Below are 9,033 nucleotides of genomic sequence, written 5' to 3'. Positions count from 1 at the left end.
GTGGAATTCTTTCTTTTTAGGCTAACTAATATTTATGCCTAATTTTTATCGCTCCACAGGTTTTCGACTTGATCCTTTATAATGCCAGATATAGGAAATAGAACAATTAATTCGGTAGATAAATAAGTTTGTCAGGCTTATTATTGTTGAAAGAACCTTCCAGAAATGGAGGGTTTTTTTTTATTGTAAATATCACTAAAAGTGGGTATTGTGAAATTTAGTTCTTGAGGTTACATTAGTATACTAATTTAAAAGGTGATAAAAATGAAAAAAATCTTTATTCTACTATTGTTTGTTTTAGCGTCTTGTAGTTCTGATACTGTAACTGAACCCGTCGTTATAAATGCAATGGTCGCAACCGAAATGCGCATAGTAATTATCAACTATGACACCTTAGTAACTATTTCAGACACTGGTTACTTGCCACATGGTGAACTTGTTTTTTATAGTAATAATGCAAATGATTGTGGTAGGAAATTAGTAGGTAGTGAAACTGACCACGTAGGTACATTAACTAATGGTATTAAAGTACAACAAACTATATCTTACAAAAGATATGTTGTTTGCAATTAATTTCCATAAAGGAAACAACCTAAAAATCATTTTTGACTAACTGTCGATTAGGTTTAGTTAAAAGTGTTAGAAAAGTTAAGTTTTTTCTGGTAGTAGTTTGAAGAAATTTTCTTTCTTAAAATACTTATTAACAATCAAAAATTCTACCTAAAATGTTACCTAAATTTAAAAACCCTTATAAATCAGACGTTTATAAGGGTTTTTGTGAAGGCAGAAGGATTCGAACCTTCGACCGCCTGCTTAGAAGGCATACTATTGTACTTATTGATATTCAATCATACTCACCGTACTTACCGTTTTACAGGGTTTACGACTATCAACTTCATCTTACTTCATTTAAAATACATCTTATTTACTAAATTATTATGCAAATATTATGCAAATAACTACATTTACTACTTTGAAACAAAAGCTATGGATTATAGAATATCACTTTACCTAGATAAAAGAAAGTCAAAGAAAAACACTTCAGACTTGTTTCCAGTGAAACTACAGGTATATTCTGTTATCACTAAGAAGCAAAAGTATTATACAACGGGGAAAGATCTATCAAAGGACGACTACGATGATATCTTTAATTCAGATAAAAATGTTCGTGGTTCAAAAAACGAGACAAAGATATTCCTTCAACAAATTGCAAGTAGAGCTAATGAAGTCGCCAAAGACATCTCCCCTTTTACTTTTGAAGTATTCGAGAAGAAGATGTTTAGAAACACGGGGGCAAACATTAATATTCAGTATCATTATCAAAATAAGGTTAAGACTCTCAACGCAAACGATCAAATCTCAACAGCGAGCAACTATAATCTAAGTCTCCGATCATTAGGCAAGTTCTTAGAAGAAAAAACTAAATCAAAGCTACACAATCTAACGTTTTATGACATAACCGCTGACTGGCTAAATAGATATGAGAATTATATGATCAAGGATAGTGATAAAAGCCATACAACCGTATCGATGTACCTACGTGCGTTGCGAACTATATTTAATGATGCTATTCACGATAATGAAATAAAAAGTGAAACTTATCCTTTTGGAAAAGGAAAAGGCAAGTATCAAATCCCTTCGTCTACAGGCACGAAAAGAGCTCTTACCAAGGAAGAGCTTAGTAAGTTATTTAACGCCCATACAGAGACTCCTGAACAGGAAAAAGCCAAAGACTTTTGGTTCTTTAGCTATGCTTGTAATGGAATGAATATCAAAGACATTGCTTTACTAAAGTTCAAACACATCCATAATGATGAAATTAAATATTATCGAGCTAAAACTGTTAATACAAAGAAAGGAAACTTGAAAGAAATCATTGTGTACCTCAACGATTACACTAAGAATATTATTCAAAAGTATAACACTAATAATCAAGACCCTGAGCAGTATATATTCTCTATCGTATCGAAAAGTGATAATGCTGTTGAACAAAGACAGAATATAAAAAACTTCACAAGCTTCCTCAACCTCCATATCGATAAAATAGCCGTAAAGGAAGGTATTAAATTTAAAGTTACAACCTATTGGGCAAGACATTCCTTTGCAACAAATGCTATAAGGAGCGGACAATCAATGGAATTCGTAATGGAAGCACTCAACCACGCCAACCCTAAAACTACAGCAGCCTATTTCAGTGGATTTACCGACAATACTAAAAAAGAGTTCGCAGACAAACTGATGGATTTCTAATAAACCATATTCTTAATCATATATAACTATGTATAATTTCACCGACCTGATAGCCAGAAGCTATCTTAAATACGTTAACAAAGGAACTAAGGAAGTTAACATAGCTCAAACTTTCTTTCAAGAATACAATCTCGTTAGTCCTGATGCTAAAGCAAAGTACATCTTCTCTCACAAACAATTTTATACCGAGTTAATAAATGAAATAGATAACTTAACAAAGAGAGCAGTTCATAATCATCATCTCAACAGTTTAGATTTTGAAATTAATGATGCTGAGGATTTTGAGGAATTTCAGAAAAAAAGATTATTGGATCATCAAGCGCTTATCGATGATTTCGGGGTAACTTATGCTATTACACGAGTTAACTATGAAGAATGCAATAATGCAAAACAATTGCTAGAGGCTTTACAATACGGATTAAATTTAATTGACCCAATAAAAATAATCTCACCAAACAAAGAAATTCAAGCTGATGATTTGGTATTAAGAAAATCGAAGTTGGAGTATTTAAAAACTGAAGCTATTAGAGCTAGAGATGCACATTGTATTAATGATCTGGATAGCAGCGGGCTTTTACCAAATATGTCAAGTAATAATGTTAGTGTTCATAACTTCAATGACTCTCAACCTAAAAGGGAAGAAGTTCTAGAAGAGTTTGTTTTTAAAGCTCTTGAAATCATCAAACCACTTGGAGGAATATATATTTTAGACAGTTTATTAGAGGATGCTGATATGAAACGTTTAAATGAGTATGTGGCAATCTTGATTAAGACGGGCAATTTACCAGTGAACACCCTACCCTTTCCTAAATTAGAAGTCAAAATTCCATTTATTAGAAAAACAATTCACCTTGTTTATATTTTAATTGGCAAAAAATTCAATAAGGAATTTATTCAACTCATACACCTTTTTGAAAATTTTAATAAAACTCAGCAAACAACCACAATCAGTAAATTTGCTGAAGACGATAAGACTTATGACGATAAAATTAAAGACATTTCTTATAAAAGTAAAAAAAATGAAATATAATACTGGTTATTAGATGGTTATTTCTTAGTTAAATACCTCACCAACAAATCACCAAAGACTTTTGCTGTCATACAAATCAATAAAATCATTTAACATGATGACAGTAACTTTCGATTCTCTTCCGCAAGTAGTGCAAGAGCTAAACGCTAAAATTGACAACATAATGTTGTTGCTTCAATTAGCAAAACCAGATGTTAAGCAAAGTGATCTCCTCACTATTCAAGAAGCAGCATCATTTTTAAACCTTTCCAAACATACCTTATACAATAAGGCAAACAAGAATGAACTCCCTTACATGAAAAAGGGAAAGAGACTTTACTTTTCAAGGGCCGAACTTATGGCTTATATAAAGTCTGGTAAGATATCCTCTATCCAAGAAATTCAAGAGCAGTCCAGTAACTATTTATCAAATAAATAAGGATATGAAAAATAGTATTGACATCAATGAGTTTAAGTACAACTCCTTAAATTCTAATTCTGATTTGAAAGAAGAACTAATCTATGTAATGGTAAAGATCAGTCAAAGAATCAAATATTCCGAAACTAGTATTTCAAAAAACGAGAAGCATTTGGATAATTCCTTTCTTAAAACAATAAATTTTATTGAAGAAAAATCAATGGATATAACACTTGATTACCATTGTGTACCAATAATTGGTCTTGCACTAGCAGGTGAATATGGAGAAAATGCAAGGGAATGTTATCATAAAATTTGCAAAGTTAATAAGCAGTATAATGTTGAAAATTGTGATAATGAGTTTTCTAAACATCTAAAAAACGCTTCTGAAATCATCTCAATGGATCTATTTCATCTATTAACATTGTATGGTATTATCGAATTAACAAACATTTTGATTACCAAAAAGAGGAAAGAGAAAAAACATAAAACTGTTTAACGATGATGTAAGATGAAACAAACAAAAACCAATAAGGAAATTTTAATAGCAAAGGGTAATTTTGGCAGGTATCACAAGCCATTAGCTCAACAAATAGGTTTAGAAGCAGTTGTTTTATTAGAATTCTTGGTTGATAAATATGACTACTTTATTGTTAAACAGAGTAAATATACGATGATTGATAAAAACAAAGCATTTTATATAACATACCATGATATCGAAGAAGCGACCTGCATTAATACCTCAAAATTAGGTAGAAAATCCAAATCTAATCCTATTGAAATATTAATCAACAAAGGGTTAATTATGAAAAAAACGATACAGCTAACTCACTTAAAAACAACTTATTACACGTTGTTCTTTGCTAAAATTGAGAAGGCTTATGATAGTGCTTTAGCGGCGCAAAATAAAAGAAGAAAAGAAGAAAAGGAAGCAAAAGAACTAAAGAAAAAAAAATTGCTTGAGAGTACAAATAAAGGTATCGACGATTTTTTGGAAATCAACCTGTCAGAGCTCAAAAACAGCAGTAATCCTAATGACAGCCTCATACTGCAAAATGACAGTATGGAAACTGTCAAAACATCAGCTTTGAATATGCAAAACAAACCTATTACTAATAACAAGAGAAATAAAAGAATGTATAAAAAGAAAAAACTAACCTCAGAAAGTCTAATTGAAGAGGACTACGAATTTACTGAAAAACAATTGGAGGATATGTTAGGTGAAAATTATTTCAGAGCACCAGGCATCAACTCAACAATTTATGATGACGAAGACGGTCTTATAAATCACTCGGATCATCTATACACTTTAATAATAGAGACGAGAAGATCTATTAAAACACCGCAAGTCTTTTTTGATGAAATTGTCAATGTAATCTTTAAAGATAAATTCAAAGGCTTTAAGATGTCTATCAAAGATGAATTGTTAATCTATGATGCCTTAATTAACAATCCTTTATTTGAGGATGAAGATGATGATATTATTGCTCGAGATAATGCAATTGTAGTATTAAGAAATGAATATAATACTATCACTGAAGAAGAAATCCTAGAGGAAATAGAATTCGATGAAGACAAATACGATATACAATATAATATGGTTTGGGAAAAAATATTGAAAAACTGCACACGAATTCGAGAAGGTAAACTTGAGGCTAGGTTTGGGAATATATTTGTGGGTGTTAGGGAATTTTCTGCGAATTACAGGTCATTTGTGGAGCAATGTTAAGTGTTACAACAATAAGATATTAGATTCTAAATTCAATTAAATAAAAAATAGAAAAATGAAATTACATATAATAAAAATGGACGGAAAATTAATCTTTTATGATAAAGATAGCGACCACGACCAATTCGAAATACCAATAATGGAAATTGCTAAAACAATAATTGTTAATAACAAAATACATTCTTATTGGGTTGAATATTTTCTTAAAAATATATTTATTAGAAGGTACTGTCTATATGACCTTGTCGAATATATAAATGAAGTTTACCCTACAAACAATATAAATTGGCCTTCACAATTATACAATATAGAATATTATCAAGAACTGCTTACAATTGATTCTAAAAAAAATAGAATTAAAAGAGATAGACCTACTGAAAAAGGAACTCCTAAACTTAGACTTAATAAAATTTGGAGCCGATACAAATTTGAAAAAAATGAAGATTATCTTGAAATGAGTATTGCTGCGTTGGCCATTGATGAAATTAAGATAGCCAAAATCAAGGGAAAGGTCCTAGTGCAATTAACCAAGTATAATTTATTAAAATCATAAAACCTCTTCTGCAGATAGGTGGATAAATTTCTATGAAAACACAATTTACAATAACAGGCTTCTACTATGAAGAACAGGGATTTAAGTTTCGCAAGTACTTAGATATAAAAACAATTAAATCAGGGAGTAAAACCCCTGATTTGATGGTTATTATGATGAACCCAGGCTCGTCTAAACCAATAGATGGTATTGAAAACAATTCCACAGAATCATTAGCAATTCCAGACAATACTCAAAGCCAAATCATGAAGGTCATGCTCAACTGCAATCTTCAATATGCACGCGTTTTAAACCTCTCAGACCTACGCGAAGCTAATAGTGGTATATTCTATGATAAAATAATAGAAATGGAGAATAAGGGTATCCCCCACTCTATTTTTGATAAAAACCGTCAAGACGATTTTAATCAACTCTGGGTATATAATGTACCCGTTATCTTTGGCTGGGGTGTCTCCATCAACTTAGAGTCTCTAGCATTAAAAGCTATGGAGGCCTGTAACGCTTGCAATCCCTACGGTATTTTAAAAGCTAATACTAACTGGGCTTTTTATCATCCCCTCCCTCCTGTTCATAGTAAGCAACTAGAGTGGGTTATGGCCGTTTCTACACAGTTTTTAATGGATAATGAGACCACTTGAGTTAGCGACCTCTTTCATATTTTATACTACTAAACATCGATTTTTTTGCTCAATTAATCTGGAGCTTCCACAGTTGTTTAACAATTATCTCCACTGCTTCTGAAAGAAGAACTGAACACCAATGTTCGTTCTCTAAAGAAATAGTGGCTTTTTTATTTAAAGTTGTTTTTTACAACTAGACAAGAAAACTCAAATATCACTAAAACTGGGTATTGCAATTCCGTAGTATATATCGTTCATTTACGAATTGCTTGGTCATTGTGGTTTTCCACATTCTGGTAGCATTTTTTTTCAATACCTTAGCAAACTACTATAGATAATAATTATTAAAAACAGAATGGCAAAGACCCCTATAAAAGCAGATATTAATTTCGAACAGGAACTATGGAAAGCGGCTAATGAGCTTCGTGGCGCAGTAGCTGAAAATCAATACAAAGACTATATACTTCCTTTAATCTTCTTGAAACACATGTCCGAGCGATATGAGATTCGTAAGGACGAGTTACTGGATTTAGTTCAGGACAAAACCTCTGGTTATTATACTCAAGACCAAGACGAAATCAATTACGTATTAGAAGATGCCGACGAGTACCTTTCTAAAAATATATATATTATTCCAAAGGAAGCTACCTGGGAATACTTGAAAGAAAACGCAGAGCAGGACAACATTAAAGTAATCATTGACGATGCTTTTGATGTTCTAGATAATACACTGGCGCAATTTCGTCCTGATTTAAAAGGGATTTTGCCCCGTCTTTTCGTAAAAAGTCAACTATCACCAAGACAAGTAGGTGGATTAATTAATTTACTTTCTAACCCGAAACTCTCTCAAAAAGAAAATCCCGAAAGCGATATCTTAGGGCGTGTTTATGAATATTACATTGGTAAGTTCGCCATTGCTGAAGGTTCAGGTGCAGGACAATTCTTTACACCTGGAAGTATCGTGCGTTTGATGGTTGAAATGATAGAGCCATACGAAGGAAAGATATTTGATGCGGCCTGTGGTTCAGGAGGAATGTTTGTGCAGTCATTGAAGTTCTTAGAATCTCATGGCGGTGACAAAAAGAACATCTCTATCTATGGACAAGAGCGCTATGATGGTACTTTGCGTTTATGCAAAATGAACTTAGCCTTACGTGATTTATCCTTTGATGTACGTTTAGGAGACTCGCTACTGAACGATAAGTTCCCGGACTTAAAAGCGGACTTTATTATAGTAAACCCGCCGTTTAACGTGAGCCAGTGGCATCCTGAAGATCTACCGGAAAACGACCCAAGACTCTTTGGACCTAAAGAAGAATTCACGACGGATGGTAGTGCCAACTATATGTGGATGCAAACCTTTTGGAGTCATCTAAGCGATACTGGAACAGCCTCAGTTGTGATGGCAAATGGCGCAATGACCTCTAACAACAAGGGCGAGAAAAACGTGCGTGAATACATGGTCAACAATAGTATGGTAGACTGTATCGTGCGTTTGCCAGACAAGTTATTCCTTACTACAGGGATTCCTGCCTGCATATTTATATTGAGCAAGAACCGAGATGGTAAAGATGGAGTTCATCGTGAGCGTAACAACGAAATCCTGTTTATCGACACCAGTAAAATGGGAACGATGGAAAGCCGCAAACTGCGTATTTTTACTGATGACGACATAAATAAAGTAGCCGAGACCTACCACGCTTGGCGTAATGTAGGTGGGAATTATGAAAACACAGATGGCTACTCTTATAACGCAACCTTAGCCGAAGTAGAAAAACAAGACTATAAACTTACCCCAGGAATCTATGTAGGGACTGAAGAGGTGGAAGACGATGGTATCCTGTTTGAAGATAAAATGGAAGGCTTAAAAACCCAACTTCAGTCTCAGTTTACCAAAGGAAACGAGCTGCAGGAAAGAATTTTGGAGAATTTTAATAAAATATAATGGCAACACTTTTCAAAGAGGTAAATTATAATTTACAAACACTTATTCAGCAAATAGATATGGGCGTAATAGGATTGCCTGATATTCAACGTCCATTTGTGTGGAAAGACACTAAGGTTAGAGAGCTTTTTGATTCGATGTATAAAGGATATCCTGTTGGTTATTTTTTATTCTGGGCAAATGCTTTTCAAGAAGGAACAAAAAATATTGGTACTGTCGCAAAACAAAAAGCGTCAAGTCTATTAATTGTTGACGGCCAACAGCGATTAACTTCATTATTTGCTGTTTTAAAAGGAGTTCAGGTAATTAGGGAAAACTACAGTAAAGAACAAATTGTAATATCGTTCAAACCTCTTGAAGACAAATTTGAAGTTCCCGATGCTGCTACCAGAAAAAGCCCTGAATATTTGCAAAATGTATCAGTTTTATGGCAAGAGTGGAAAAACCGGTCAAATTGACCACCCAATTCCAGTGCAAATTGACCACCAGTTCCGGAGTAAACTGACCAC

10 protein-coding genes are annotated in these 9,033 nt (G+C 33.2%); all 10 read left to right on the top strand.

Features of this window, described 5'->3' with window-relative positions; all coding sequences use genetic code 11:
* Positions 1-264 precede the first annotated feature (264 nt).
* The 10 genes from QO200_RS19095 (at position 265) to QO200_RS19050 (ending at position 8,982) form a co-directional block, all read left to right on the top strand.
* Entirely contained in the window at positions 265-573 is a 309-nt protein-coding gene (locus QO200_RS19095; RefSeq protein ID WP_371543552.1) for a hypothetical protein, read from the top strand.
* A gap of 204 nt (positions 574-777) precedes the next feature.
* Entirely contained in the window at positions 778-2,250 is a 1,473-nt protein-coding gene (locus tag QO200_RS19090; protein WP_371543549.1) for a tyrosine-type recombinase/integrase, read from the top strand.
* A 28-nt stretch (positions 2,251-2,278) separates the two neighbouring features.
* Positions 2,279-3,280 carry a hypothetical protein gene (locus QO200_RS19085; RefSeq protein WP_371543547.1) on the top strand — a complete coding sequence of 334 codons (1,002 nt, stop codon included), beginning with the start codon at positions 2,279-2,281 and terminating at the stop codon, positions 3,278-3,280.
* Positions 3,281-3,374: 94 nt separating this feature from the next.
* Positions 3,375-3,698: a helix-turn-helix domain-containing protein gene (locus QO200_RS19080; RefSeq protein ID WP_371543544.1), complete on the top strand. Its 324-nt coding sequence runs from the start codon at positions 3,375-3,377 to the stop codon at positions 3,696-3,698.
* 4 nt (positions 3,699-3,702) lie between these two features.
* Positions 3,703-4,176 carry a hypothetical protein gene (locus QO200_RS19075; protein ID WP_371543542.1) on the top strand — a complete coding sequence of 158 codons (474 nt, stop codon included), beginning with the start codon at positions 3,703-3,705 and terminating at the stop codon, positions 4,174-4,176.
* A gap of 12 nt (positions 4,177-4,188) precedes the next feature.
* Positions 4,189-5,406, top strand: a complete 1,218-nt coding sequence (locus QO200_RS19070; protein WP_371543539.1) for a hypothetical protein — start codon at positions 4,189-4,191, stop codon at positions 5,404-5,406.
* A gap of 55 nt (positions 5,407-5,461) precedes the next feature.
* Positions 5,462-5,959, top strand: a complete 498-nt coding sequence (locus QO200_RS19065) for a hypothetical protein (RefSeq protein WP_371543536.1) — start codon at positions 5,462-5,464, stop codon at positions 5,957-5,959.
* Between the two features lie 32 nt (positions 5,960-5,991).
* A complete protein-coding gene (locus QO200_RS19060) occupies positions 5,992-6,597 on the top strand; it encodes a hypothetical protein (protein ID WP_371543533.1) in 606 nt (201 codons plus the stop codon).
* 337 nt (positions 6,598-6,934) lie between these two features.
* Positions 6,935-8,524, top strand: a complete 1,590-nt coding sequence (locus QO200_RS19055; RefSeq protein WP_371543531.1) for an N-6 DNA methylase — start codon at positions 6,935-6,937, stop codon at positions 8,522-8,524.
* Positions 8,524-8,982, top strand: coding sequence for a DUF262 domain-containing protein (locus QO200_RS19050; RefSeq protein ID WP_371543528.1), 459 nt, complete (start codon positions 8,524-8,526; stop codon positions 8,980-8,982). Before QO200_RS19055 ends, QO200_RS19050 begins: the two co-directional genes overlap by 1 nt.
* Positions 8,983-9,033 lie beyond the last annotated feature (51 nt).

The sequence above is a fragment of the Flavobacterium sp. Arc3 genome (genome assembly GCF_041431375.1).
Taxonomy (GTDB): Bacteria; Bacteroidota; Bacteroidia; order Flavobacteriales; family Flavobacteriaceae; genus Flavobacterium.
The sequence above is the reverse complement of the archived record's forward strand: the minus strand, read 5'-3'. Positions and strand labels throughout refer to the sequence as shown.

Bases quoted from the DNA above. Each gene is read 5' to 3' on its own strand.
- QO200_RS19075 (WP_371543542.1), top strand. From the start codon at position 3,703: ATGAAAAATAGTATTGACATCAATGAGTTTAAGTACAACTCCTTAAAT.
- QO200_RS19070 (WP_371543539.1), top strand. From the start codon at position 4,189: ATGAAACAAACAAAAACCAATAAGGAAATTTTAATAGCAAAGGGTAAT.
- QO200_RS19065 (WP_371543536.1), top strand. From the start codon at position 5,462: ATGAAATTACATATAATAAAAATGGACGGAAAATTAATCTTTTATGAT.
- QO200_RS19095 (WP_371543552.1), top strand. From the start codon at position 265: ATGAAAAAAATCTTTATTCTACTATTGTTTGTTTTAGCGTCTTGTAGT.
- QO200_RS19085 (WP_371543547.1), top strand. From the start codon at position 2,279: ATGTATAATTTCACCGACCTGATAGCCAGAAGCTATCTTAAATACGTT.
- QO200_RS19060 (WP_371543533.1), top strand. From the start codon at position 5,992: ATGAAAACACAATTTACAATAACAGGCTTCTACTATGAAGAACAGGGA.
- QO200_RS19050 (WP_371543528.1), top strand. From the start codon at position 8,524: ATGGCAACACTTTTCAAAGAGGTAAATTATAATTTACAAACACTTATT.
- QO200_RS19055 (WP_371543531.1), top strand. From the start codon at position 6,935: ATGGCAAAGACCCCTATAAAAGCAGATATTAATTTCGAACAGGAACTA.
- QO200_RS19080 (WP_371543544.1), top strand. From the start codon at position 3,375: ATGATGACAGTAACTTTCGATTCTCTTCCGCAAGTAGTGCAAGAGCTA.